This is a genomic window from Nocardia sp. NPDC023852 (assembly GCF_040639505.1).
Lineage (GTDB): Bacteria > Actinomycetota > Actinomycetes > Mycobacteriales > Mycobacteriaceae > Nocardia.
Genome location: NZ_JBFAAB010000026.1, coordinates 27,000 through 52,327 on the forward strand (window position 1 = coordinate 27,000; position 25,328 = coordinate 52,327).

The following is a 25,328-nucleotide window of genomic DNA, read 5'->3' on the forward strand; positions in this document are numbered from 1 at the left end:
TCGCTGAACTGAACGGCGCCGCTCCGAATGGAGCGGCGCCGTTCGCTATTCCGGAGCGGCTTCGGCGTCCGGGAGGCCGGCGGATGAGATCGCTTTCTGATTCTTGCGACGTGCACGTGTGTTGACCGACGAGGGGCATGACGCCGTGCATGTCTGTGACATCGACTTGACGTCCGCCGCCGACTCGGAAGTGTGGAATGAGGCCCTTCGGCGCGACGCCGTCATCATTTCGAAGGACGAGGACTTCATTTGATCGGTAGGAGCCATCCCGACGCTGCGGCGCCTGCTGTCGTGTGGATCCGAATGGGCAATTGCTCCCGGAAAGCGCTTCTCGCTGCTTTCCTGCCAATCCTGCCGACTGTATTGGAGCTTCTCGGAGCTGGCGAGAAGATCGTCGAAATACGCTGATAACTGTGTGGACGGCAGTGCCTGTGTGGTCGGCTCAGCAGGCGTAGGCGCGGCCGACGGAGGATTCGCGTTGCGACTCGGGGACTTCTTGCAGGCAGCCGACCGGGACGATGCCTTCGTCGCTGATCTGCACTCCGGTGCGCTCGGTGGGGTTCACGCAGGTGAGGCCGGTAGTCGCGAGGCGGCAGGTGTAGTTCCCGAAGGTCAAGGTGCTGTCGTACGGCAGCGTGTGCCCTTTGCCATGAATGAAAAGCCCCGGGTCGCCGCGGAATTGGCCGACTGTCAACCGCTGCCCGGAGTAGGAGACAAAGCCGCCGAACCAGTTCCCATAGCCTTCGCTCGGCTGGGGCATCGGTGCCTTCAGCTCGACTTCGCAGTCGAATCCCTCGATGCCGTAGGCGACACCGGTGATACAGCTGATCTTGCCGGTCGGGCTGACGAACGCGATGTCGGTCTTCAGGTCGGTAGCCGGTCCGTTCTCCATCCTGGCCGAATGAAAGCCTCCCAGATCGATCGGTGTCCCCTGCTGAACCCACGAGATCCGATCCTGCAAACTACTCTCCCGGCTGGGCGCCGCCGACGAAGCGTTCGTCTGCGACGAACCACCCGCCGAACTCTGTGGTTTCCCTGCCGTGGTCTGGGAGCAGGCGCTCAGCACCAGGGCAATGGCTACAAGTGCCGCAATCCGCATGCGGCAACAGTAGCCGCTGCGCCCCAGTCCTTTCCGGCCCTGGCGACCAGACCAACCCGTCATCTTGTCAGGTATAGCTGTGTCCGGTTAGGCGCGAACGTGCGAGGCACAAACCGACCGCGCACAGGGCCATCGATGGCTGCCGCGGTTGCGGCTCCATGACCTGGGAGGTCATCGCGGAGGGAGGGTGAGCTCCGTTAGCGTCAAGGCGACAGATGACGACCGACGACTTGGAGGGATCATGAGTAAGACCGCCCTGGCTGCTGAACTCGCGATCGAGGAAGGGGTGCTAGAGCACGGCATGCCGTATCTGGCGATGGGCTCCGGTCGTCCTCTGGTATTCCTGCGGTGGTTCAGTCCGGACCACACGAATCCGCAAGGCTGGCTGCGTGATTCCGAGATCAAGCTGTTCGAACCACTCGCGCGGCACTTCCGCATCTATGCGGTGAGCCGTCCACCCGGGATGGCCGAGGGCATCACGATGAGAGAGATCGCCGCTGAGCATGCGGACGCCCTGCGCACCGAGTTCGGTGAGCCGGTCGACGTTCTTGGCGTCTCGTCGGGTGGTTCTGTCGCACTGCAACTCGCCGCCGATCATCCCGAGGTCGTGCGCCGCCTCGTCATCGCGTCGTCAGGATACCGGCTGGATCCGGTCGTCAAGGAAGGCCAGATGCGCTACGCCGAGGCGGTACTGCACGGTCGCCGGGCGATGCACCACCTGGCGCCGGGCATCTCCGCCTCGCCGGTGGTCGCCCGTCTCGCGGCCGCCGCGCTGTGGTTTTTCGATCCTGTGGCCCGTCCGAAGAATCCCGCCGACACGCACGCTTTTCTCCGCGCCGAAGACGGTTTCGATCTGACCGATCGCCTCTCCGAGATCCAAGCACCTACCCTCGTCGTCGGCGGCGAGCGAGACGCCGCATACAGCACCGCCAACTTCCGGCACACCGCCGACGGAATCCCGAATTCGCACTTGATCATCTACCCTGGCGCCAGCCACATGGGCACGGTCAAAGACTCCCGCTTCGCCAAAGACGTCACCAGCTTCCTCACCCAGCCCAATTAGTCCAACCTCGAACCCGGGTACGCGGATGATCCACGTTCCATACGGACGCGGGTACGTCACATCCCATCGGACTTCGCACCTCCATCTCGCTCTTCGGGATGCCGCACGCCTGTCGGTTCGGCATTGCCGCGTACGTGAATTCCATACTCAGGCCGCCGGCCACGTGGTCGGGAGGCAGGTCAATGTTTGGGTGTGGCGGTCCAGTAGCCGCGCCGTTGGGACCCGCCGGCTATCCGTGCTGCCATATGGATGCGGTCGGCAAGGAAAGCCGGGGCGTCGAGATCGTCCCAAGCCCAGCGGATCACCATCCATCCGAGGGCGCGGAGGCGGTCTTCGCAGTTCTTCTCGCCGACCGCCCTCTGTTCCGGGGCGTGTGGGTCGCGTTGCGCGCTCTGGTATTCGATCTTTCCGTCGAAATCTGCGACCACGCCGAGGTCGGGGAACAGGAAGTCGAAACGGCCGACACAGATATCGTCATCGGAGAAGACACGTGCTTGCAGTTCGGGGGCGGGGAGTCCGCATCGGTGCAGCACGATCCTGCTGAGCGATTCACCAATGCTCTCGCTGCGCCCGTCCAGGAACTCGACGACCTGCGCGGCCTTGCGGCAGCCGGGGCGGTGCCGTGCCTGTCGCACGTGCTCCCGTAGCTCGGCGATGGTCGTCAACCCCTGGCGCAGCGCCGAATCGCCGAGTGCGACGGACTGCTCGAAGCCTTCCGAGCGGGCGATATCAATGATCGTCCGCGCAGGGGTGGTCACCCGGATGCCGTTGACGAGGGTGATCTCGTGGGGCTCCAACCGTGCCGAGTGCACGACGACGCGCCGGCCCATGCGGCCGCCGTTGATGCGATCCCTCGTCAGATGTACACGGTCGAGCGGAATATCCCAGGTCGACATCCCGTGCAGCACCGCTGCGGAACAGTGGCTGGTGATCGCGGAATCACACGTTGTCTCCGCGGTTGCGAGCACCATGAGCAGGTGACGACCAGTCACGCTGACGTCGCATCCCGGCGAGTTCAGGTAGTGCCCGGCCCGCAGCCGCTGCCACCTTCCGGTTCGGCAGAGACGACGCAGGTCCTTATCGGACAGTCCGGACGCGAGCGCCTGCCGCCGCGAGATCAGTTGCGGTGCTTCCATACGCCGATCGTGCTCCACAGCCGGTCACCAAACACCCACCTCAGCATCGAATGTGGACAACACGCCCGCTGTGGATAACTTCATTCCCGATGATTTACCGCGGCCACCGGCTTACTGTGCGCGCGCCGCCGGCCACGACGTCGAGATCGGATCGGATCCCGGCCCGCGCGTGTACGAGGATGCGCGAAGTCAGCCGAGCTGTGTCATTCCCGCGGCGACTACCTGGGCGACATTGAGCACCTCGTCCCCGGTGGGGAGGGGGATGCCGTCGAGTGCGTGCAACCGGTCCGTGCTGGCGATGGCGAACATTGCCGAGACCCACGCGGCAGCGCACGCGCGGAGCGTGCCGGGGCGGACCGGACCCGGCGCGCTCGCCTGGAGCACCTTGGCGGTCACGTCCAGCATTTGATCGCGCAGGTGGCGGACCTGGCGCCGCACGTCCGGGTGGGTGTCGGCTTCGCGCCACATGATCACCCGAAGCACCGACGAATGGTGGTCGCGCAGGTTCAGGGCGGCGTCGAGATTGACCAGGCTCGCCGCCGGATCGCCGGGTGCCACCACGGTACCGATGTCAGCGATCGGCCGCGGGGGTATCCGCTCGGCCATCAGCGCGGTGAGTATCGAGTCCTTGGTCGGAAAGTAGTAGAAGACCAGTCCTTTGGGGACGCCTGCCGCAGCGGCGACGGCCGCGGTCGCGGTGGCGTCGAATCCCTGTGCCGCGAAGAGTTTCTCAGCGGCATCCAGGATGAGCTGCCGGGCGTCGCCGTCGACTTTCGCACTACGGCGACGCCCGGCGCGCCGGGGTTTCGGCATCTGCATCAGTGATGCGGAACCATGCCGTGCAGGCGCCCCGACACGGTCGGCAGTGCCGCTACCGCGACCACCGCCGTCACTACTCCGACTATCCATGCGGTCCAGGATGCGCCGCGGTACTCCGTGAAGTCCATGACCCAGGGGGATAGGAACAACAGCACGCCGAACAGGCCCATCGCGTAGTCCGCTGCCGCCATGGCGGGTCGGGACATCTGCGCGAGGCCGGTGAGTGCGATGAGTACGCCGAGCACGATCAGCGACCACATGGCCTTGTCGGTCGTCTCTACCCAGATGGGTGACAGTGCGGCGAAGATCCCGAGCACGACAGCCAGTAAATCTTGCGCGCGGCTCTCGGTGAACATGTGTGCCTCCTCGGGCTGTGAGTATGTCCTCTCCTCGGTATAGCCCTGATTGACCGACCGATCAATATCTAGAGCGAAACGATTGTGCCGCTATTGCCTCGACGGATCGGACGTGACGGACGTCACCGCGGGAGGAAACAAGCAGACGTTAGGGTGGGCTTCGCATGTCGACCAGAACCGGTTGTCCGGTTTCAGCGAAGGGATGGCCGCATGACTGCGCCGATCGTGATCGTCGGGGCCGGCCTCGCGGGCCTGCGCACCGCGGAGGAACTGCGCCGCGCCGGCTACGACGGTGAGCTGGTCCTCGTCGGCGAGGAGTCACGCCTGCCGTACGACCGTCCGCCGCTGTCCAAGCAGTTCGTGCGCGGCGAAACCGATGACACCACGCTGCGGCCGCGTGCGTTCTTCGCCGAGAAAAAGATCGACCTGCGGCTGAACACCGAGGCCGTCGGCGTCGACACCGAAGCGAGGCGGATCTGCTTGGCCGACGACAGCACGCTGGCCTACGACCAGCTGATCATCGCCACCGGCCTACGCCCGCGCCGTTTGCCGGGCCTGCCCGACTTGACGGGCGTCCACGTACTGCGCGGCCATGCCCACGCCGCCGCGCTGCGCGCCGAATTGGCGGATGCCGCGACGGCGCTCGTGGTAGGTGCGGGGTTTATCGGCTGCGAGCTCGCGGCGAGTTTCCGTGCCCATGGTGTCGCCGTCGTGCTGGTCGAGCCGCAGCCGACGCCGCTGGCCTCCGTGCTCGGTGCGGAGGTGGGTGCCCTTGTCGCCGCGATGCACCGCGACGAAGGCGTCGACCTGCGCTGCGGCACCGGCCTCGACTCACTCCTCGCCGATGATGCGGGCCGGGTGCGCGGCGCGAAGCTTTCCGACGGCACGGAAATCGTGGCCGACCTGGTCGTGATCGCGGTCGGTTCCCGGCCGGCGACCGAATGGCTGACCGATTCCGGCATCGCGCTGGCCGAACCGTCGACGGGCGGCGGGGTTCTCGCCGACGAGGTCGGGCGCACCTCCGCCGAAGGCGTCTGGGCGGTCGGCGATGTGGCGGCCTGGCCGCACGGGACGGGACTGCGCAAGCGGGTGGAGCACTGGACCAACGCGGGCGAACAGGCCAAGCTGCTGGCCTGTGCGCTGCTCGGGGCCGAGCCGTCGACCGCCGCCCGGGTTCCGTACTTCTGGAGCGACCAGTACGACGTCAAGATCCAGGCCCTCGGCACCCCGAACGCCACCGACGACGTCCAGATCGTCTCCGCCGACGGACGCAAGTTCCTCGCCTACTACTCCCGGGGTGGCAACCTGACCGGAGTGGTCGGCGCGGGCATGACCGCCCAGGTCATGAAGGCCCGCGCGAAGATCGCCGCTGCTGCGCCGGTGACTGACCTGCTCACACCCAGCTGAGAACGCACCCGAGCCGCGCCGGGACTGAAGCCGACGCCGACAGTTCGCATACCTCCTGACCGGCGCAGCGGGCGGCACAAGGAGCCAACCCGCGCTCGAGGACGATGAGGATTGCCGGAGGCGCGGGCGTGGCTCGGCGCGCCGCTGTATACGGTGGTCGAGTGATCGTCGCGCTCATCGACTCGGGTCTCGGGTTGCTGCCTACCTCCGCTTGGTTGCGCAAGTTGCGGCCGGATGTGGATCTGCTGCTGCAGTTGGACTCGGAGGGTGCGCCGTGGGGGCCGAAGCCGGAGAACTGGGTGGTCGAACGGGTGGTGGACGCCGCGCGGACTTCGGTTCGGTCGGGTGCGGACGTGATAGTTCTGCCGTGCAACACCGCCAGCGTCACGGCGCTGGAGCATGTTCGAGCGGAGGTCGGTCCCGGTGTGCCGGTGATCGGCACCGTTCCCGCGATCAAGCCCGCGGCGGCCGTGTGCCGCTCGGTAGCGGTGTGGGCCACCGCGGCGACCACGGCAAGCCGGTATCAGGCCGATTTGATCGCGAAATTCGGCGGCGACGCGAACGTGGTCGGCGTCGCCTGCCACGGTCTGGCGGACGCGATCGATCGCGGTGACCTGGTGGCTGCCCGCGCCGCGATCACCAGCGCCGCCGAGCGGACTCCGCGGGACGTGCAGGGCGTGGTGCTCGGCTGTACGCACTACCCGTTGGTGATCGATTCGATCATGGCCGCGCTGCCCGATGGCGTCCGCCTCTTCGACAGCGCACAAGCCGTTGCGGCACAGACCATCCGGCGCATGGATTCCCTCGGTCGCCCGAGTACCGGCAACGGCGAGGTCCAGGTGCTCGACAGTGGTAGGCCCGGTGAACTGCCTGCCAGTGCGGCCGCGTTCGAGTCGGGCCGTATCTTGGGCGCGCAGGAGTGAACACTGGCGTGGTGCGACAGTCCGCCGTGGAGGTCCAGGAAGCGCTGCGGGCGATCGCGAACCCGGCCGATGCGATTCATCTGCGGCGTTTTTTCAAGACCGGTCCCGGTGAGTACGGTGAGGGCGACGTATTCATCGGAGTCCGAGTGCCCGCGACCAGGGGCGTTGCGAAACGTTTTGCGGCGCTTCCGCTCGACGAGATCGATCGATTGCTCGACAGCACTGTGCACGAGGACCGGTTCGCCGGCCTGGTCATCCTCAACGCCAGGTTCGCCGCGGTGTCCAAGCCGCGCACCTTCGACGACGCGGCTCGCGCGACCGTGGTCGAGCTGTACCTGGCGGCGGTGCGTCGTGGCAGGGTGAACAATTGGGATCTGGTCGACGTGTCGGCCGAGAATATTCTCGGCCCGTGGCTGCTCGATAAACCGCGCGAGCTGCTTTTCCAACTGGCGCAGGCGGATTCGGTGTGGGAGCGGCGGGTGGCCCTGCTGTCCAGCTTCGCGTTCATCAAGGCGGGCGACGCCTCGACCGCGTTCGCGCTCTGTGCAGGGCTGCTCGACGACCGGCGCGATCTGATCCAGAAAGCGCTGGGCTGGATGCTGCGCGAAGTCGGTAAACGTATCGATCGATCGCTGCTGATCAGCTTCCTCGACCAGCACGCCGCGGTTATGGGTCGCACCGCATTGAGCTACGCGACCGAACATCTCGAGCCCGCCGTTCGCGCCCGCTATCGCGCACACTAGCCGTTCTGGCGATCGAGGAATCCGCATCGCCGACACGTCGAACCTGTGAACTCCTTGCCGCGCAGGCCGTTCGGCTGCAACCGGCGGCGATGAGAATGTGTTTCCGGCACCGATCGGTGCCCGATCAGAACTGAATCTTCAGGTGATCGGTCACCGGATGCGCCTGGCATCCGAGGATGTAGCCGTTCTCGATATCCTCCGGATCGAGGATCTCGGCGTTGTCCATGTCGACCTTGCCCTCCAGCACCGTGCACGCACAGGAGCCGCATTCCCCTTCCTGGCAGGAGTAGGGCACGTCCAATCCCTTGGCCAGCATGATGTCCACCAGAGTCTGCTTGCGCGGCCAGGTCAGCTCATGCACCTCGCCGTCGAGTTCGACCTCGACGGTCGCTGCGTCGGCTGCCTCTTCGTCGGACACCTCGGCCGGTGCCTGGTCGGCGAACGGGTCTCCGGCGAGGGAATTGAAGACCTCGGCGTGCGTACGCGCACGAGGCACGCCCAGCTGCGCGAGCGCGTCGTGCACCCGGTCCATGAACGGCTTCGGCCCGCACATGAACGCGTCATAGCCCCGGTAGGGCGCGACCAGGGTGGCCAGCGCGTCGGCCGTCGGCAACCCCTGCAGGTATTCCAGCCAGTGGACCACCGTGAGTCGCTGCGGATGCTTCTCCATGAGATCGCGCAGCTCGCCCGCGAAGATCACCGACTCGTGGTCACGGTTGGCGTACACCAGCATGATGCGGCCGGTGCCGCGCGCGAGCGCCGACTTCAGGATGGACATCACAGGTGTGATACCGCTGCCCGCGCCGAACAGCAGCAGGTCTTCGTCCAGGTCCTTGGGGGTGAAGACGCCCGACGGTGGCAGCACTTCGAGCTGGTCGCCCGCTTTCACGTTGTCGCACACCCAGTTCGACCCGTAGCCGCCCTCGGTCCGCTTGATGGTGACCTTCGGCCGATCGTCGGTGTAAGGCGAGCTGGCCAGGGAGTAGCACCGGGCAACCGAGCCGGTTCGGTTGCTGGGAATCCGCAGTGTGAGGAACTGGCCGGGCTGGTAGCGGAACTTTTCGGCCAGTTCGTCTGGGACGTCGAAGACCAGCGAGCAGGTGTCGGCCGTCTCGGTGATGACGGTGGATACTCGCAGCACGACCGAGCGCGAGCCGTGTGGAACCTCGACAGTGGTCATGTCGTCCTCTCGAACCTGACACGGGCGCCGCGGGGCGCAAAAACTAGAACGTGTTTCAGTTTCATCGTACGTCGGTCGTCGCCTGCCTCACAAGCTGGGCCTCGAGACCGGCGATCAACACCTCCATGCCGAAGTCGTACGAATACCGTCCGCGCAGGTCCGCGATGTGCCGGGTGGCTCGCTCGACAACGGAGGGCAGCGTCACGTCGACGGGTGCGGACCGATCGCGGGGATTCACCCGGCTGCGGCCGAACAGATAAGTGTGAATGGTCGCGTAGCCGGCGAGCACGTTGCGGTCGTCGAAGCCCGCGTCGGCCAGGATGTCCATCACCGCCGCGATCAGGTCCAGCTGTTTGCCGAGCATCTGTTCGATCAAGATGTCGCCGAGCCCGGGGTGCTTGCGGAGTTTCTCGTCGATCTGGTCGACGAGGTCACGCAGCCGGTGCTGCCACGGTCCGGACTGCGGCGGTGGTGTGCGAACCCCGGTCAGCGCCGCGGTCGCGACGAGGTCGAGCAGCTCCCGCTTGTCGGCGACGTAGTAGTACGGCGCCATGGGGGAGACGCCGAGTTCGCGCGAGAGCCGCCGCATGGAGAGCTTCTCCACGCCGTCCGCGCGGACCACCCGCAGTGCCGCCTCGACGATCTCGGACTCCGACAGTGTGTTGCCGCCTCCGTTCGCCTGCATTCGTCCGACTCCCATGCCACCTCTACCGCTGTGGGCGCGCGTCGCCCGCCACGTGCTGTTCACCCGATTTCCATCCGAAGTCTAGAGTGCCGCGCCGCTGGCCCGTCAGCGCGCGTTCGACTCGGGCCGCAGAGGGAATCATCCGGTCGCCCCCGATGGCCGGCGTGATACAGCCGGTCGTCATCCCACTGACTGATACCTGTTCCATTTTGTCAGCTGATGACGTTATCGTGGGGTCGCGGCTGCATCGGGTAGCCGGGCACACGGATCGTCCTCTCGGAGGTAGACATGCCGGAATACGGATCCATCGGACACACCGACAACATCGGACGGGTGGAGACAGCGGCCGCGCGGTCGTCCGACGAGACGCCCCTGGTGGAGGAGAGCCTCATCGAAGAGGTATCCATCGACGGTATGTGCGGCGTCTACTAGACGGGCGGTACACGACGATGCTCGATCTCGATACCCGCTGGCAGCTGCATCCGCGAGTGGCGCTGCGCCCGGAACCGTTCGGCGCGCTGCTCTACCACTTCGGCACGCGCAAGCTCTCGTTCCTGAAGAATCCGCGGATCGTCGAGATCGTGCGGTCGCTGCCGGAGCACGCCTCGGCCCGCGCCGCCGTCCGTGCGGCGGGCGTGCCGGACGACGGTGTCCCGTCGTACGTGAAAGCACTGACCCAGCTGGTCGATTCGGAGATGATCATCGGTGTGCCCGCCTGTGCACCGGCGGCGCCTGCCGCCGTGAGTGAGCGCCAGCGAGCGAACCGAGGGCACAGCGCTGCTTCGGCAGCCTCGGAGGCAGGAGTGGTCCGGCCGTCGGACGGTGCCGTACGCCTGGTGGACCGCTTCGAATCCGGTCTGGCCGCGCCGATCTGCCTCACCTGGGAACTCACCTACGCCTGCAATCTGTCCTGTGTGCACTGTTTGTCTTCCTCAGGACGCAGGGACCCGCGCGAGCTGAGCACGGAGCAGTGCAAGGCGCTGATCGACGAGTTCGAGCGGATGCAGGTGTTCTACGTGAACATCGGCGGCGGCGAACCCACGGTGCGCCCGGACTTCTGGGAGCTGGTCGACTACGCGACCGCGCACCACGTGGGAGTGAAGTTCTCCACCAACGGCGTGCGGATCACGCCCGAGGTCGCGGCCCGCCTCGCGGCCAGTGATTATGTCGACGTGCAGGTCTCGCTCGACGGTGCAGACGCCGCGGTCAACGATGCCGTGCGCGGGCCAGGCTCCTACGACATGGCCATCCGCGCGCTGGAAAACCTTGCGGTGGCGGGCTTCCGGGACGCGAAGCTGTCGGTCGTGGCGACCAGGCACAACATCGGCCAGCTCGACGAGTTCCGCGCCATCGCCGAAAGATTCGGCGCCACGCTGCGTTTGACCAGGCTGCGGCCGTCAGGACGTGGCGCCGACGTGTGGGACGAACTGCATCCCACCCCCGAACAGCAGCGCATGCTCTACGACTGGCTCTTGCGCAACGGTGCGGGTGTGCTCACCGGCGACTCGTTCTTCCACCTGTCCGCGTTCGGGCAGGCGCTGCCGGGCCTCAACATGTGCGGCGCTGGACGGGTGGTCTGCCTGGTCGACCCGGTCGGTGACGTCTATGCCTGCCCATTCGCCATTCACGATCGGTTCCACGCCGGCAACGTGGTGGCGGACGGCGGTTTCGGTGCTGTGTGGCGGTCGTCGAAGGTTTTCGCCGAGTTGCGCGAGCCCAGCGGCGCCGGCGCATGCGCGTCGTGCAGCCACTACGACGGGTGCCGTGGTGGCTGCATGGCGGCGAAGTTCTTCACCGGGCTCCCCGCTGACGGGCCGGATCCCGAATGTGTGCAGGGCTACGGCGAGGCGGCGCTGGCCGACACCGGCCGGATGATCCCGCGCTCGTCGGTCGACCACTCCCGCGGGACAGGGCCGCGTGCCGGTGCGCGCGGGACCGGCCCGATCCCGCTGACGCTGAGCGCGACGCGCCCGGCCGGATTTTCGCCTGAGCGCCGACCTGCCCGAGCCTGTGACGAGAGTCCGCTGGCGTGATGCCGTGTGGGTAGCCAGAGGTTTGCTACTTGTGCGGCAACGGCGTTCGTCCGGTTGCGACCGGGCGATTGCCCGTTCGTTGCCGGATGCTCGCACAAGATCACGAGCGGGGTCCCTGCGCTGGTTATGGCGAGTGCTGCGTCCTGCGGTGAGATCGATTCGGCCGGAAATCCTTTCTTTTTTCCGGACTGTTGATGCTCTCGCGCGAAACTCCGCCTAGCATGCCAGGAATGCGCCATGATCGCCTGCCCGATGGATTCGGGGTGCGGATCGATCCTCGGGTACGCGCATACTCCGGTGGGCGGGTCCTGATCGGCGGTTCGCCTGCTCGGTTGCTGCGGCTTGCCCCGGAGGCCGCCGAGATGATCGGCGACGGGTACCTCGAGGTGAACGGCCCGAAGTCCGCCATTGTTGCCAGACGGCTGCTCGACTCCGGGGTGGCCAATCCCCGTCCCCGGCTACTGCCCTCGCCGGACGATGTCACCATTATCGTGCCGCTACACAACAACAGCGAGGGGCTGGTCAGGCTGCTGGCCGCGCTACGCGGGCACAACGTCATCGTGGTCGACGACGGTTCAGACCAGCCGGTCCGTATTCCATCCAACCGCGGCGCCCGTTGCCGGGTGACGGTGCTGCGGCACGACCGCAAGCATGGCCCTGCCGCCGCGCGCAACGCCGGGTTGCGGGCGGCGACAACCGACTTCGTCGCGTTCCTGGACTCCGACGTGGTGCCGCGCAGCGGCTGGCTCGAGGTGATGCTCGGCCACTTCAGCGACCCCGAGGTGACGCTGGTCGCCCCGCGGATCGTCGCGCTGGACCCGGAGTCCAACGCGCTTGCGCGCTATGAGCACACCCGTTCCTCACTCGACCGCGGCAGGCGGGAGGCTGCCGTGCAGTCGCGCGGGCTGGTGTCCTACGTCCCCAGCGCGGCGCTGCTGGTGCGCCGCAGGGCGCTGCTGGCCCAGGGCGGCTTCGACGAGTCGATGCACGTCGCCGAGGACGTCGACCTGTGCTGGCGGTTGGAGCGGGCGGGCTGCCGACTGCGCTACGAACCCGCCGCGCACGTGGCGCATGATCACCGGGTCTCCTTTCGCGCCTGGTTCGGTCGAAAGATGTTCTATGGAACCGGCGCCGCACCGCTGGGCGAGCGGCACGCGGGAATGGTCTCGCCGCTGTCGGTGCCGTCCTGGACGGTGCTCGCCGCTCTCCTGTTCGCCACGCTGACGAAGTGGGGACTGATCGGCGGGATCATCACCCTGATCACCGCACTGGCTCGACTACGCCGTGTCTTCACCGAGTTGGACAACCCGACCCGGATCGCAGCGATCTATTTGTCCCGCGGCTTCTTCGCCGGTCTCTGGCGGCTTGCCTCGGCAATGTGCCGCCACTACTGGCCGGTCACGCTGCTCGCCATGCTCATGTCGCGGCGGATTCGCCGTATCGCGCTGACCATGGCCGTTGCGGACGGCCTCGCCGACTGGTTCACCCATCGCGACGCCGGTGGCCTCGACCCCGTGCGGTACATCGCCTACAAGCGGCTCGACGACATCGCCTACGGCGCCGGACTGTGGCTCGGCGCCTTCCGTGCGCGCAGCGTAGAAGCGCTGAAGCCCACGACGCCACCACGTTGATCGAGTCGGACGACTCGAGATGACCCGCACGCTGCCCGCCGAACCGCATCGTCGTCGCACGGCGACGTGGCCGGCGCCGAGATACTGAACGGGACGGGTCCGGATGGCCGACACGCTCATCGTCGGGGGCGGGACCGCCGGGTGTGTGCTCGCGGCGCGGCTGAGTGCGGACCCAGGCCACGCGGTGCGACTGCTCGAGGCGGGTCGGCTGTGGACCACCCCCGGTGCCGTCCCCGACGAGCTGATCGACGCGACCGCCATGCCGATCGGCCCGCATTCGCCGTGGCTGTGGCGCTACGAGGTCACGCTCGCCGCCGACCCGCCGGTGGTCGGAAACATCGTGCGCGGCCGGGTGATCGGCGGCTCGGGATCGATCAACGGCGGCTACTTTCTCCGTGCCACCGCGGCGGATTTCGACGCGTGGACCCGCGCGGTGGGTGCGTCGGCGTCCTGGTCGTTCGACGACGTGTTGCCGATGTACCGCCGCACCGAGCACGATCTGGACTTCGGCCATCAGCCGTGGCACGGACGCTCTGGTCCGATTCCGGTGCGCCGCACGGCGAATCCCGCCGCGCTCAGCGCAGCGTTCGTGACGGCGTGCCTGGCCGCCGGATTCACCGAAGTTCCTGATCTCAACGCACCGGAGGGTGACGAAGGCGTCGGCGCGGTGCCGTGCAACGTCGCCCAGGGCAGACGGATCGGCGCGGCACTGGGCTATCTGCTTCCCGCGTTGGCCCGCCCCAACTTGACGGTCAGCGGGGAAACGCATGTCACCCGCATCCGTTTCGACGGTACGCGCGCGATCGGCGTGGATTGCCTACGTGCGGGCCGGACCCACACCGAATGGGCGGACCGCATCGTGGTCAGCGCCGGAGCGATCGAGTCGGCCGCGTTGCTGCTGCGCTCCGGCATCGGTGACCCCGGCCGGCTTCGCGCACTGGGTATTCCGGTGGTGCATCCCAGCCAGGTCGGCGCCTGGTTCAGTGATCATCCCGAGATCGGGATCGACTACCTGCTCGAGTCGGACGAACAAGCCACCGTCCCCTTGGAATCCGTGCTCGAGCTCGACGACGTCGAACTCCGGCCCTACGCTGTGTCCTTCACGCCGGGTGTGCGTCGGCTCGGCGTCGCGCTGATGCGTCCGTGCTCGACCGGCGTGCTTCGGCTGCGCTCGGCCGACCCCACCGTCGCTCCGCTGATAGACCATCGGTATCTCGCCGCGGAACACGATCGGGCCCGGTTGCGTGCTGCGGTGTCGACCGCCGCCGAACTGCTGCGGTGGATGAACGGCCACCCGCTCGTCGAGCCGATTCCGGCGGGTGCGGATCTCGCGGGCGCCTGGCTACGGGCAAATCTGGCAACGTCGCAACACCTATCCGGAACCTGTCGAATGGGACGTGAAAACGACGAAGCGGCGGTGGTGGACGAGTCGTGTCGAGTGCACGGGGTGACCGGATTGTTCGTTGTGGATCTCTCCGTAGTGCCCGTGCCGCTGAGTCGTGGACCACAGGCTACGACGATGATGATCGCGGAAAAGGCCGCCGGGTACCTCACCTCGTGAAGTGCGGGGGTTTCGGCTCCTGGCCTGCCGGTGGCGCGGCAACTCGGCCCCGGGTCGACGCGAATGTGGTCGCCCACAGTTGCGTCCTCGGCTTCGGGCGCTGGTAGTGACCGTCGGCGCTCGTGCAAATTTTTTAGAGGAACTTATTCCTTTTTGTTTAGGAAGCGCCTAGCATTCGCCATGCACGGAGTGCCCTGCTGCGATGTAGCCGACCCGAGGCGCGGCGCGCTCCAAGAGGCAATGACGTTGGAGGAACTATCAAGCGCTAGGAAGACCGTCGGCGGGCGCGGCGCTCGCCACGCCGGTGACCACGGGTCATCGATGTTTCACACATATTCGGATTCCGCGCGCGTGCGGTGTGCACCACCCTTCGCCGAATCGCACATGGTGCCAGTCGTCGTGCGCCAGCACCGGCGCAGGCTTGTTCTTGCTGCTCTGAAGCGCTCGGCCAGCTGTGGTTTCGCCATCTAGGAGGTTTCTGGTGCACGGTAGCGACTCGGCTGGCGTCCGTGCGCTGCCAGAGCTGAACGGTGCCTATTCGGATCGGCTTGCCGACCGGGCTGAGGCGATACCGAGCCTGTCGGCGACCGCGCGCACCACCGCGGCGCCGCGGGTGTCGACCGCCGCCTGTCTGCACTATCTGTATGGTCCAGCGGAGGCGGCGGTCGACGTCACCTCTCGTGAAGTGACCGATACCGATACCCTCTTGGTGCGATCGGCGCGGCAGTGTTCGACACCCGGCTCCACGTGCTCGATTCGCGGCTTCGGTCGTTGCCGGTCGTGGCTGAGCTGTATCTGTCGGGGGTACAGCTCACCCGGCGTTACCTCGCTTGCGCGGGACCGACTCCGGCACGCTTCGTCGCCGACCCGTTCGCCGGCAACCCGGTGCGCCGGACCACGCATTGCGAACCTCGAATACCTCGGGCGCAGCGACTTCCAGAGGAAGCTGGGGTGGGTGGCGGACCGAGCCAGGCGAGATCGAGTCCGTGCTCGGTGCGGTCGATTCGGTGGTCCGCCAGTGGTCGTAGTGCGTGACCAGCCCGGAATCAGCGAGCAGCCGGTCGCCGACGGCGTCGAATTCGAATCAGGCACTCGGAAATTCGCGCAGTTGCCCGCCCCGGCGGTGCGGATGGCGGCACAGGTCGCCGCCCGGCTCGGTGCCGAACTGAACTGCCTGCTCGGAGTCCGCGAGCTGTGCACCGCTACCGCGGTGACCGAACTCGCCGAACTCATCGGGCGGGCGGGTGGATCCGGCGGCGCGTCCCTGGTCGCGCAGCTGCGGGCGCGGCCACGGCCGCCGCTGGTTCCACTTGATACTGTGCGGCGGCGCAGCACGGCGGCACTGCACACCGGGGCCGACGCCGGCGGGCCGTTCTCCCGGTCGCGCGTGCAGGTGCGCGAGCGTGACATCGCCGTCTTCTGGCACGCCGGGCGGCCGTTCGGGCAGCGGGTCGAGGCGCTCGACCTGCCGCGCCCCCCACTGTTCGAGGTCCTGCTCGCCTTCGGCAATGCCGAGGCAATCGCCGTCGAACTGCCCGTACTGTCGGTGGCCACCAGTACCCTGGACACCGGAGTGACCGAGTTCGATCTCCAGCTCACGGTCACCGAGTACTCTGCCGGTGCCGGACTCGGGGAAGGTCCGGCATCGGCGGGGATTCCGGGAATTCACCCGCGCCACGGAATTCTTCGATGAGGCGTGGCACCCGATACGCGCGAGGGCAGGGCCCGCTTCCTCGGCGCGGTCACCGAAGAGGTGTACCTGCGCGGCCCCGCCGCGGCGCGCGGACTGCCGTGCGCGGTCCGGACCTTCGGCCGAGCACTTCGTCGCCGACACCTCGCTCCCGCGGGCGGGCGGCTCTCCCCGACCCGAGGCCTGATGTGGTGGACCCGCTCCGGCGCGAAACGTTTCAGCGGACGGACCGATCATCAGGTGAGGGTGCGCGGACTGCGCTCGGACTCGGTGATATCGACGCCATCGAGCTACGCGTATGCCGTGGACGGGAACCGTGCGCAACCATGCGGTGGATGCCTCGCACCGGCGGATGACCCCGGACTCCGCGCTGGACAGGATCGGCCACGCCAGCACCGTGGTGCGGACAGACCCCACCGCACTTGGACCCCAACTCGAACTGGACCAGGAAGAAGGAAAGAATGACCAACCCGTTCGACGACGACGACGCCAAGTTCTATGTCTTGATCAACGACGAGGGCGAACATTCCTTGTGGCCGGTCTTCGCGGCCGTTCCTGACGGCTGGACCATCGCCTATGGCGCCGCCAACCGAAAGTCCTGTCTGCGATACGTGGAAACCCACTGGGTGGACATGCGCCCCAGGTCGCTCATCGAGGCCATGGCCAACGAGGCGAACTGACCAAGACCACCTGAATACGCGGGCGCGCCGGTCACCTCCCGCTGGTGATCGGCGCGCCCCGCCCAATGCCCGCGATCACTCGTCGGCGCGGAGGGGATTCGATCACCATCCAAGCCTGTTGCGGCCCTGATGGACAGGCTTCGAGTGTCGAGTCGAACTGTTCGGCGCGCTCGGTCGACCGTGCGGCCGATGTAGGTGCAAGCGGCGTTCCAGACCTCGGTCGCGTCCGGGCGGGTCGTCCCCGGCAGCCGGCCGACGGCTACTGCCGCTGATCAGGCGGCGGCGGAGAGTGTGTCGAACTCCTTGTCGGTCAGGGTGATCCGTGCCGCCTCGGTGTTCTCCTCGACGTGCGCGACGCTGGACGTGCCTGGGATCGGCAGCACCACCGGCGAGCGGCGCAGCAGCCAGGCCAGCGCCAGCTGCGCGGGCGTGGCGCCGTGGTCGGCGGAGATCGCGTCGAGCGGGCCGCCCGGCTTCGCCAGTTCACCGGTGGCGATGGGGAACCACGGGATGAAGGCGATATTCTCCTGCTCGGCGTAGTCCAGCACGTCCTCGTCGGTGCGGTTGGCCAGGTTGTACAGGTTCTGCACCGACACGATGGTGGCGATTTCGCGTGCCTGGCGCAGCTGCTCGACGCTTACCTGCGAGACGCCGATGTGGCGAATCTTGCCTTCCTGTTGGAGCAGAACGAGCTCACCGAGCTGGTCGGCCAGCGGCACCTGGGGGTCGATGCGGTGCAGCTGGTAGAGGTCGATCCGGTCGACGCCGAGGTGACGCAGGCTGAGTTCGGTCTGCTGGCGCAGGTACTCGGGTCTGCCGACCGGACGCCAGTCCCCGGGTCCGCCCCGGGTCAGTCCGCCTTTGGTGGCGATCACCAGGTTGTCGGCGTAGGGGTGCAGCGCCTTCCTGATCAACTGCTCGCTGACGAATGGGCCGTAGGAGTCTGCGGTGTCGATGAAGTCGACGCCGAGTTCGACGGCGCGGCGCAGCACCCGCACCGCCTCGTCGGGATCCTTCGGGTCGCCCCAGATGCCGGGCCCGGTCAGCTGCATCGCGCCGTAGCCGAGCCGGTGCACCGGAAGGTCGCCGCCGAGGGCGAAGGTTCCGGAAGCTTCGGCGGGGCGTGCGTGGAGGTCTGTGCTCATGGGATTCGGTTCCTTCCGAAGTAATGGAACTGCGCGACAATGCTTGCGAGCGTCGCGCCCGCGCGGGCATATCGTCGCGGTGCGGGCGCCGGCTCTCTTGCGGGAACGCGATCCCCGTGGCGTCGATTCCCATAGCGTGGTCCGTGTTCGCCGTGGGCGGAATGGTCAGGGGTGGCTTCTGTGCTGTGCCGGGCGACGAGGCCGGGTTCACCGCAGCGCATTCGCCGCCGCCACGCAGCCGAAACGGATGACCCATGAGATGGATGACCCGAAGCCACGAGCACACGGGCATCCGAGCCGAAGCGTTGGCCCAGATCGACCTCCGATGCCGGTGCGGCGTGCACGACCGGGCATGATCGCAGCAGATCCGAACCGGGCCCTCGCCGAACGCGGATCAGGCGCCGGGCAACGATCGCCGAGACGAGGAGGCTCCCGATCGAGACATCACGCGGGCATGGTGCGCAGGCCGAGCGTGGACAGGACCACGCCACCGCGCCGGGTTTCGCGGCCCTGACGAGCGCAGTCCTCGGTGTGGCCGTTCTATTGTGCGTTCACTTCGACTGGGCTCCGTTCGTTACGAACTCGACCGATCCCGATCAGCTCATCGGCATGCTGAGCGGCGGGATTCTGGTGGGCGCTTCCCTGCTGGTGTGGGCGATCAAGTCGCTATATCTGGTCGGCAGGGAGCACCGGTGGTCCTGGAAGGTCGCCGCGGTACCGGCGGTTGCGCTCGCAGGGCTGGTAGCCGGCTCGGTCACGCAGCCCGCGAGCTTCGACTCCGCACGTCCGGAAATGGAGGAAGTCGCGGTCGAGATGCTGCGCGAGGATGGGCCTGGCACCCGCCAGGACCTGAGTCTCGACGGGCTCGATATCAGCTTGGCTCAACGTGAGTCCGAGGGGCGTGTCTACTTCTACGATGCTGACGGGTTCGTGGGCTCGAACGTCTACGGTTGGGTCTACTCGCCCGGCACCGAGCCGGTAGGGAGTGCCGGCCAACGGTTCGAAAAACTGTCCGGAGACTGGTACTCGTTCGTCTTCACCACCGACTGAGGGCCGCTGGCGGCCTCGACCCAGAACCTCGCGATCCGCATGGGTACAACCCAACGGGCGCTCGCCTCGGCGTCAGGGGTCGACTTTCACGCGGCGGTGGTACCGACTTCGCCGATTGGAGTTGCATCCTGTACCGGGGTACAGGCTTACCGTGGCGTCATGATGATTACACCTGCTTCCGGGGATTGGGTGCCGGACTCGTGCACCCTGCCCACCGCTGAGCAACCGGTTCGGGTCGCGGAGTTCGACCGATTCTTCGCCGAGTCCGTGCGGCGCACACATCGGCCTGCACGGACTGGGCTGGATCTGCTGCTTACCGCCGAACCCGCCGGCCGTGCTCTGGCTGCCCGTGAATCGGGCTGCTGCTCGTTCTTCGCTTTCACCTTCGCTACCACTGATGCGGGGTCGGTGATGCACATCGAGGTTCCCGACTCCCAGGTCGAGGTACTGGACGCGCTCGCCGCGCGGGTGGACACCTTCATCGGCAGCGAACACTGATGAACGGCCGCGCACAAGCCGTCGGCCGCGGTGGTGCCTATGATCGCGCGGAGCTGCCGAAGAGGACCAGCCGCATCAGCAGGCGCACCCGGTCCTGCGCGGCCATCGGTGCGTTGCCGAAGGTGCGGCCCAGATCGACGACAACCGTGAAGGCCGCGTGGATGAGGAACCGCGCCTCGGCGGGAGTGAGTTCGGGACGCACCTCGCGCAGCAGCCGGGCCCACTCCTCGACGCTGAGCCGCTGGATATTGCGCAGCACAGTACGTTCCTCGGCCGGAACATGTTGAAACTCCGTGTAATACACGAAGGTCAGTGCGCGTTCGGCGAACGATCCCGCGACGTACTGGGTGATCAGCGTGGTGAGCGCGTCCTCGGAGTTGGCGGCCGCCGTGACCGCGGGCCCGATGGCGCCGGAAACCCGTTCCGCGGCACGGCGGAACGCGGCGGCGAGCAGGTCGCTTTTGCCGCGGTAGAACCGATACACCGCAGACGCGGCTGACAAACCCGCTGCGGTAGCGATGTCCTCCACGCTGACGTTCGGGTATCCGCGCTCGTGGAACAGCTCCACCGCTTTGCGCAGCAGGAGTTCGTGTTTGAACGAGTCCGGGATCTCCACCACCGCGACCGGCTCCACATCCCGCTCCTCCGGCAGGTCGGCGTGCACGATCGACCAGCACGCCGAACTCAACAGACGGGCAAGCGCTTTCACGGGTAGGTTGGCGTGGTGGTCGGCGATGCTGGTGATCGTGCTGAGTAGCGCGGCGCGCAGCACTCGATGATCGTCGTCGGTCAGCTCCGGGCGCAGTGCGGCCAGCTGGGCGCCGAGCGCGCCGAGGACTGTCGCCTGCTCCTCGTTGAGCGTGATCTGGTCGTCGGGTTCGAGGTATCGGCCCTCCCAGCGCACCAGGGTGACCGTGGGACGGTTCTCGATCGTGATCGCGATGAGCGCGTCGAGTATGTGTCGCAGCCGCTGCTCGGCCGACCGGCCGGCTGCCTCTTCCGGCAGCTGGACCGATGCGGTCATGGCCCGGCCCACACGCAGCAATTCCTCTCGGAACAGCGCGTACTTGCTCGGATAATGGCGGTAGAGCGCCGCGGAGCTGATGCCGAGCCCAGATGCGATGTCCTCCATGCTCACACCGTGGTAGCCGAGTGCGCCGAACGCGGCGGCCGACGCAGCAGCGATCTGGGCCCGCCGATTCTTCGGCCTGCGCCGGATCTCCCGAGGTGCCGAATCGCCGCTGCCCGCCCTCCGCGCCATACGGCGATTGTCGACACTCATGCGGCCATGGTAACGACACTCACCGGACCGGACGCCGCGCGATGGTACTGCATGCGGCCGCACCAAGCCGGGCGCCCGATGATCCAACGCCGGCGCGCAAGGGCCACTACCGAGCCGCGGGGATCGTGGATCTGATGACTGCTGCGGTCGCCGAGTTCCATGGAGCGGTGCTGGTGCACTACGACGCCGACTTCGACCATATCGCCGCCGTGGCCAGACAACCCCATGTCTGGGTCAGGCCTCGATCGCATCCTCTGGATTGTTCGTGTCGAACGTTGCCACTCCTAGCGTCCGCCACGCATCCAGTAGACGCTTGTCGCCTGACCCCGCGACGAGATCCGGGTCGTCGAGTTGTTCAGCGGAGGAGCAATGGATGGCGTCATATCCTCGCAGTGCACAACCATCAGCCAGCTCGGCCGCGCGCAGCATCAATGCCTCGTCGATCTCGATTACCTCAACTTGCGGCCAGAGCTGGTCCAGTAGGCGCCGGCAACCTGAATAGGCCAGGTCATCGAGGCGCCTTAGCCGATGAGCCTGCGCGAGCGCTGCTGCGGTCTCCACGTAGAGGAGTCTGTTCGACACCACTGCGTCGGCATCATCCCAAAAGCGGCGGCAGGCTTGACTGGTCGGCTCGCCGACCAGTAACGGAACAAAAGCGGAGGTATCGAGATACCCGATCACCGGCGCTGCTCATCGATGAGCTCACTGACGATGCCGTTCCCATGGATCGGTTCAGGGGCTGGCTGCTTCTTTTTGCGCGCAGGTTGAATGCGTCCTTCGCTGCGGAGCTGTTCCAGCCGTGTGAGGCGGCCGACCGGAACGATGCGGGCGATCGGTTGCCCATGATCGGTAACCGTCACCGTATGTCCTGATCGAACCTCCGCCAAGTGTCGACTGAGGCTATCTCGTAGCTCTCGAATTCCGACGTCCATGGCAGAAGCCTCCTCTTGTCGCCATATATTCGTATTAAATTATAGCCACAATTCTCACCCTGCAGGGCGTGGCCGCTGGGCCGCGTACCAGTCGAGCAGGTCCGGGTTGTCGACCGCGCTGGGTTCGACGACCCGAGCTGGATCGGCGCCCTGGAAGAGCTTCTTGATCGGCACCTCCAGCTTTTTACCGGTGCGGGTGTGTGGGATGCCGGGGGCGAGGATGATCTCGTCCGGGACGTGGCGCGGCGACACCTCGGTACGGATGGTGTCGTTGATCCGCGATGTCAGTTCGTCGGTCAGCTCGGTGCCGGGCGCGAGGACCACGAACAGCGGCATCCAATACTCGCCGTCGGGTTGCTCGGCGCCGATCACCAGGGCTTCGGCGATTTCGGGCAGCCGCTCGACGGCCTGGTAGATGTCCGCGCTGCCCATCCGGATGCCGTGCCGATTGAGCGTGGAGTCGGAGCGGCCGTGCACGATCACGCTGTGCCGGTCGGTGATGGTGATCCAGTCGCCGTGCCGCCATACGCCGGGATAGGTGTCGAAATACGCGTCGTGATAGCGCTTTCCGTCGTCGTCGCGCCAGAAGCACACCGGCATGGACGGCATCGGTGCGGTGATGACGAGTTCGCCGACCTCGCCGCGCACCGGCTGCCCCGCGGCGTCGAAGGCGTCCAGCGCGACGCCGAGGTACGGCGCCGACAGCTCGCCAGGCCACACCGGTACGGTGCGCGCGCCGCCGATGAACGCGGACACCACGTCGGTGCCGCCGCTGATCGAGGACACCTGGACGTGGTCGCCGACGTTGGCGCCGAGCCACAGCGCCGAGGAGGTAGGCAGCGACGCGCCGGTGATGCCGACCATGCGGAGTGTGGACAGGTCGTGATCGGCGCGCGGCACGGAGCCTGCTTTGATGCAGGCGAGCACGTAGCCGGGGCTTGTGCCGAGCACGGTGGCGCCGACCTCGGAGGTGATGCGCCACAACGCGTCCGGCGTCGGATAGGTAGGGCTGCCGTCGTAGCAGACGATGGTCGCCCCGACCAGCAGGCCCGCGATCTGGAAGTTCCACATCATCCAGCTCGGGCTGGTGTACCAGAAGAACGTGTCCTCCTGGCCGAGGTCGGATTGCAGGGCAGCGGCTTTGAGGTGTTCGAGCACCACGCCGCCGTGCCCGTGCACGATTCCCTTGGGCAGTCCGGTCGTGCCGGAGGAGAACACGACCCACAGCGGGTGGTCGAAATCGACCGACTCCGTGGTGATCACCGCGGGCATTGCCTCGGTGTTGTCGATCGCGTCGTGCCACGGCATCGTGTCCGGCACGTCCAGCCCCAGCTGGGTGACCGCGACGGTGGCCTGTAGCGTGCCGAGCCCGGCCTGTAGCGCGGCGACGTCGGGACGTTTGTCGTGCGCCTTGCCGCCGAAGCGATAGCCGTCGGCGGTGACCAGGACGGTCGGTTCGAGCTGACCGAGCCGATCCAGCGCCGCCTTCGCCGAATAGTCCTGCCCGCAGGCGCTCCAGACGGCACCGATGCTCGCGGTGGCCAGAAACGCGATGACCGCCTCGGGAATATTCGGCAGGTATCCGGCCACCCGGTCGCCGGGTCGCACGCCGAGGGAGCGCAGGGTGCGGGCGAAGGTGGCGGTGCTGTCGATCAATTCGGCCCAGGACACTTCGCGAATCGGACCGTCCTCGCTGACCGCCTTGATCGCGGGCCGGTCGGTATTCAGCTGGCGGATCACCTGGTCCACGTAATTCAGCCGGGTGCCGGGGAACCATTGCGCGCCGGGCATTTCCGCGTTCGCCAGTACTTCGCCAGCAACCTCACCGAGCTCGAAATAGTCCCACAGTGCCCGCCAGAACCCGGCCGGATCCGCTACCGACCACTGCCACAGCGCGGCGTAGTCCGGCGCCCGCACCCCGGTGCGCTTCGCGACGAACGCCGCGAAGTCGGTGATCCTCGCCTCCGCGATGTCGCGTTCGGTCGGCACCCATTGTGGTTGCATCGCAGTCCTCCTGGCTGTACGAACTCAGTGGTCAGTCGCGGTCGGCGCGCCGCACGATCTGCTCGGCATGCCGCAGCACGGGGGCATCGACCATCCTGCCCTCGAAGGCGAATACCCCGCGATGCTTCGGCACCTCGTCGAGTACCCGCTGAGCCCAGGCGATCTCGTCCTCGGACGGCGCGTATGCCGCCCGCAGCACCGGAACCTGGCTCGGATGGATCGCGACCTTGGCGTCGAAGCCGATCGCGATCGCGTCCAGCGCCTCGGCCCGCAGGCCGTCCAGATCGCGGATGTCCAGATATACCGAGTCCAGCGCGAACTTCCCGTACGCTTTGGCGGCCAGCAACGTCGTGGCCCGGACGTGGCGGACCACGTCCCGGTAGCTGCCATCCGCGTGCCTGCTGGCGTTGCCGCCGAGCCCGGCGATCAGATCCTCGGCGCCCCACATCACGCCGATCGCGTTGCGGGCCAGCACAGCGCGTCCGACCTCGAGCGCGCCGAGCGGCGACTCGATCAGCGCGATCACCTCGTGGTCGGGCAGCGCCGTGATCTGGTCGGTGGATTCACATTTCGGCAGCATGATCCGGCGGTAGCCGGTCTCGGCCAGCGCCGCGAGATCGAGCGCATGCTCCGCGGTGGCCGCCGCGTTGACGCGCACCACCGTGGTCTCGGGATCCAGCGGCGTCTCGATGAGTGCTGTGCGCGCCGCGAACTTGTCACCGGCGGCGACGCCGTCCTCCAGGTCGAGGATCACCACGTCGGCTGCCGCAGCGGCTTTCGTATACCGTTCCGGGCGATCGGCCGGGCAGAACAACCAGGCTGGACCGGCCATCTGCCAGCTCATGCTGTATCTCCTTCGGCAGACCCGGGCCCTTCGTGGTCGCGCGGGCTGCCGCCTCCGGGCCGGCCGCTCCTGCCGGGCTCCGGGGCCTTGCGGACCAGCGTCTTGCGGACCGCGGTGGCCACGATGTCGCCGTGCTGGTTGCGTGCCGTGTGCGCGAACGTGACGATGCCCTCGCCGGGGCGGTTCTTCGATTCGCGCTTGTCGGTGACCACGGTTTCGGCGTACATGGTGTCGCCGTGGAACAGCGGCTTGGGGAACGCGATCTCGGAGAAGCCGAGGTTGGCGACGATGGTGCCCTGGGTGAGCTGCGCGACGGACAGCCCGACCAGGGTGGACAGCGTGAACATCGAGTTCACCAGCCGCTGGTTGAACGGGGGCAGCTGCTCGCTGAACGCAGCGTCCAGATGCAGCGCCTGCGTGTTCATGGTCAGCGTGGTGAACAGGACGTTGTCCGCCTCGGTGATGGTGCGCCCGGGCCGGTGCTCGTAGACCACCGCCGTGTCGAACTCCTCGAACCACAGCCCGCGCTGCACCACCGCGCGCCGCTGCGTCACAGGCCGCGTCCTT

26 protein-coding genes and 1 pseudogene are annotated in these 25,328 nt (G+C 67.1%); 14 read left to right on the plus strand and 13 right to left on the minus strand.

Annotated elements, in window-relative coordinates; genetic code table 11:
- Positions 1-118 precede the first annotated feature (118 nt).
- Positions 119-253 (plus strand): DUF5615 family PIN-like protein, encoded by a 135-nt coding sequence (locus tag AB0H00_RS26550; protein ID WP_357271480.1) that lies wholly within the window; start codon positions 119-121, stop codon positions 251-253.
- A 189-nt stretch (positions 254-442) separates the two neighbouring features.
- Here AB0H00_RS26550 and AB0H00_RS26555 read toward each other — a convergent pair whose 3' ends face one another.
- The gene (locus tag AB0H00_RS26555) at positions 443-1,099 is read right to left on the minus strand and encodes a hypothetical protein (protein ID WP_357271483.1); all 657 of its coding nucleotides are present in this window, start codon (positions 1,097-1,099) and stop codon (positions 443-445) included.
- Positions 1,100-1,340: 241 nt separating this feature from the next.
- On the opposite strand from AB0H00_RS26555, the gene AB0H00_RS26560 reads away from it, so the two are divergent.
- Entirely contained in the window at positions 1,341-2,162 is an 822-nt protein-coding gene (locus AB0H00_RS26560) for an alpha/beta hydrolase (protein WP_357271486.1), read from the plus strand.
- A 179-nt stretch (positions 2,163-2,341) separates the two neighbouring features.
- Here AB0H00_RS26560 and AB0H00_RS26565 read toward each other — a convergent pair whose 3' ends face one another.
- From AB0H00_RS26565 to AB0H00_RS26575, 3 genes are all read right to left on the minus strand, one after another.
- Positions 2,342-3,298, minus strand: a complete 957-nt coding sequence (locus AB0H00_RS26565) for a type IV toxin-antitoxin system AbiEi family antitoxin domain-containing protein (protein ID WP_357271488.1) — start codon at positions 3,296-3,298, stop codon at positions 2,342-2,344.
- Between the two features lie 189 nt (positions 3,299-3,487).
- Positions 3,488-4,117, minus strand: coding sequence for a TetR/AcrR family transcriptional regulator (locus tag AB0H00_RS26570; RefSeq protein ID WP_357271491.1), 630 nt, complete (start codon positions 4,115-4,117; stop codon positions 3,488-3,490).
- A complete protein-coding gene (locus AB0H00_RS26575; RefSeq protein ID WP_357271494.1) occupies positions 4,117-4,473 on the minus strand; it encodes an SPW repeat protein in 357 nt (118 codons plus the stop codon). The genes AB0H00_RS26570 and AB0H00_RS26575 overlap by 1 nt, the downstream gene beginning before the upstream one ends.
- Before the next feature lie 210 nt (positions 4,474-4,683).
- Between AB0H00_RS26575 and AB0H00_RS26580 the strand changes: the two genes are divergently transcribed.
- The 3 genes from AB0H00_RS26580 (at position 4,684) to AB0H00_RS26590 (ending at position 7,546) form a co-directional block, all read left to right on the plus strand.
- A complete protein-coding gene (locus AB0H00_RS26580) occupies positions 4,684-5,880 on the plus strand; it encodes an FAD/NAD(P)-binding oxidoreductase (RefSeq protein ID WP_357271497.1) in 1,197 nt (398 codons plus the stop codon).
- A gap of 161 nt (positions 5,881-6,041) precedes the next feature.
- Entirely contained in the window at positions 6,042-6,803 is a 762-nt protein-coding gene (locus tag AB0H00_RS26585; RefSeq protein WP_357271500.1) for an aspartate/glutamate racemase family protein, read from the plus strand.
- A gap of 8 nt (positions 6,804-6,811) precedes the next feature.
- A complete protein-coding gene (locus AB0H00_RS26590; RefSeq protein ID WP_357271503.1) occupies positions 6,812-7,546 on the plus strand; it encodes a DNA alkylation repair protein in 735 nt (244 codons plus the stop codon).
- Positions 7,547-7,670: 124 nt separating this feature from the next.
- Here the strand turns inward: AB0H00_RS26590 and AB0H00_RS26595 are convergent, their stop codons facing one another.
- Positions 7,671-8,726 (minus strand): ferredoxin--NADP reductase, encoded by a 1,056-nt coding sequence (locus tag AB0H00_RS26595; RefSeq protein WP_357271506.1) that lies wholly within the window; start codon positions 8,724-8,726, stop codon positions 7,671-7,673.
- A gap of 61 nt (positions 8,727-8,787) precedes the next feature.
- Positions 8,788-9,411 carry a mycofactocin system transcriptional regulator MftR2 gene (gene mftR2, locus AB0H00_RS26600; RefSeq protein ID WP_357271509.1) on the minus strand — a complete coding sequence of 208 codons (624 nt, stop codon included), beginning with the start codon at positions 9,409-9,411 and terminating at the stop codon, positions 8,788-8,790.
- Positions 9,412-9,744: 333 nt separating this feature from the next.
- Between mftR2 and mftA the strand changes: the two genes are divergently transcribed.
- From mftA to AB0H00_RS26635, 7 genes and pseudogenes are all read left to right on the plus strand, one after another.
- Positions 9,745-9,843, plus strand: coding sequence for a mycofactocin precursor MftA (gene mftA, locus AB0H00_RS26605; protein ID WP_357271607.1), 99 nt, complete (start codon positions 9,745-9,747; stop codon positions 9,841-9,843).
- Positions 9,844-9,860: 17 nt separating this feature from the next.
- Positions 9,861-10,100: pseudogene (mftB, locus tag AB0H00_RS26610) on the plus strand (mycofactocin biosynthesis chaperone MftB); the annotation flags it as partial.
- 114 nt (positions 10,101-10,214) lie between these two features.
- On the plus strand, positions 10,215-11,444 hold the full coding sequence (mftC, locus tag AB0H00_RS26615; protein WP_357271610.1) for a mycofactocin radical SAM maturase: 1,230 nt from the start codon (positions 10,215-10,217) through the stop codon (positions 11,442-11,444).
- A 230-nt stretch (positions 11,445-11,674) separates the two neighbouring features.
- A complete protein-coding gene (gene mftF, locus AB0H00_RS26620) occupies positions 11,675-13,075 on the plus strand; it encodes a mycofactocin biosynthesis glycosyltransferase MftF (protein WP_357271512.1) in 1,401 nt (466 codons plus the stop codon).
- Positions 13,076-13,178: 103 nt separating this feature from the next.
- Positions 13,179-14,636, plus strand: a complete 1,458-nt coding sequence (gene mftG, locus AB0H00_RS26625; RefSeq protein WP_357271515.1) for a mycofactocin system GMC family oxidoreductase MftG — start codon at positions 13,179-13,181, stop codon at positions 14,634-14,636.
- 1,027 nt (positions 14,637-15,663) lie between these two features.
- A complete protein-coding gene (locus AB0H00_RS26630; protein ID WP_357271517.1) occupies positions 15,664-16,329 on the plus strand; it encodes a hypothetical protein in 666 nt (221 codons plus the stop codon).
- 458 nt (positions 16,330-16,787) lie between these two features.
- On the plus strand, positions 16,788-17,006 hold the full coding sequence (locus AB0H00_RS26635; RefSeq protein ID WP_357271520.1) for an MbtH family protein: 219 nt from the start codon (positions 16,788-16,790) through the stop codon (positions 17,004-17,006).
- Between the two features lie 272 nt (positions 17,007-17,278).
- On the opposite strand, the gene AB0H00_RS26640 is transcribed toward AB0H00_RS26635, so the two are convergent.
- Entirely contained in the window at positions 17,279-18,151 is an 873-nt protein-coding gene (locus AB0H00_RS26640) for an aldo/keto reductase (RefSeq protein WP_357271523.1), read from the minus strand.
- Positions 18,152-18,682: 531 nt separating this feature from the next.
- Between AB0H00_RS26640 and AB0H00_RS26645 the strand changes: the two genes are divergently transcribed.
- Entirely contained in the window at positions 18,683-19,201 is a 519-nt protein-coding gene (locus tag AB0H00_RS26645; protein WP_357271525.1) for a hypothetical protein, read from the plus strand.
- A 159-nt stretch (positions 19,202-19,360) separates the two neighbouring features.
- Entirely contained in the window at positions 19,361-19,699 is a 339-nt protein-coding gene (locus AB0H00_RS26650) for a hypothetical protein (protein ID WP_357271527.1), read from the plus strand.
- Between the two features lie 37 nt (positions 19,700-19,736).
- On the opposite strand, the gene AB0H00_RS26655 is transcribed toward AB0H00_RS26650, so the two are convergent.
- The 6 genes from AB0H00_RS26655 to AB0H00_RS26680 form a co-directional block, all read right to left on the minus strand.
- Complete coding sequence (locus tag AB0H00_RS26655; protein WP_357271529.1) at positions 19,737-20,981, minus strand: TetR family transcriptional regulator; 1,245 nt, start codon at positions 20,979-20,981, stop codon at positions 19,737-19,739.
- A 234-nt stretch (positions 20,982-21,215) separates the two neighbouring features.
- Complete coding sequence (locus tag AB0H00_RS26660) at positions 21,216-21,662, minus strand: type II toxin-antitoxin system VapC family toxin (RefSeq protein ID WP_357271531.1); 447 nt, start codon at positions 21,660-21,662, stop codon at positions 21,216-21,218.
- Positions 21,659-21,913 (minus strand): type II toxin-antitoxin system prevent-host-death family antitoxin, encoded by a 255-nt coding sequence (locus AB0H00_RS26665; protein WP_357271533.1) that lies wholly within the window; start codon positions 21,911-21,913, stop codon positions 21,659-21,661. Before AB0H00_RS26665 ends, AB0H00_RS26660 begins: the two co-directional genes overlap by 4 nt.
- A gap of 54 nt (positions 21,914-21,967) precedes the next feature.
- Entirely contained in the window at positions 21,968-23,917 is a 1,950-nt protein-coding gene (locus tag AB0H00_RS26670) for an acetoacetate--CoA ligase (RefSeq protein ID WP_357271535.1), read from the minus strand.
- A 31-nt stretch (positions 23,918-23,948) separates the two neighbouring features.
- On the minus strand, positions 23,949-24,761 hold the full coding sequence (locus AB0H00_RS26675) for a CoA ester lyase (RefSeq protein WP_357271537.1): 813 nt from the start codon (positions 24,759-24,761) through the stop codon (positions 23,949-23,951).
- Positions 24,758-25,315 (minus strand): MaoC family dehydratase, encoded by a 558-nt coding sequence (locus AB0H00_RS26680; protein WP_357271540.1) that lies wholly within the window; start codon positions 25,313-25,315, stop codon positions 24,758-24,760. Before AB0H00_RS26680 ends, AB0H00_RS26675 begins: the two co-directional genes overlap by 4 nt.
- Positions 25,316-25,328 lie beyond the last annotated feature (13 nt).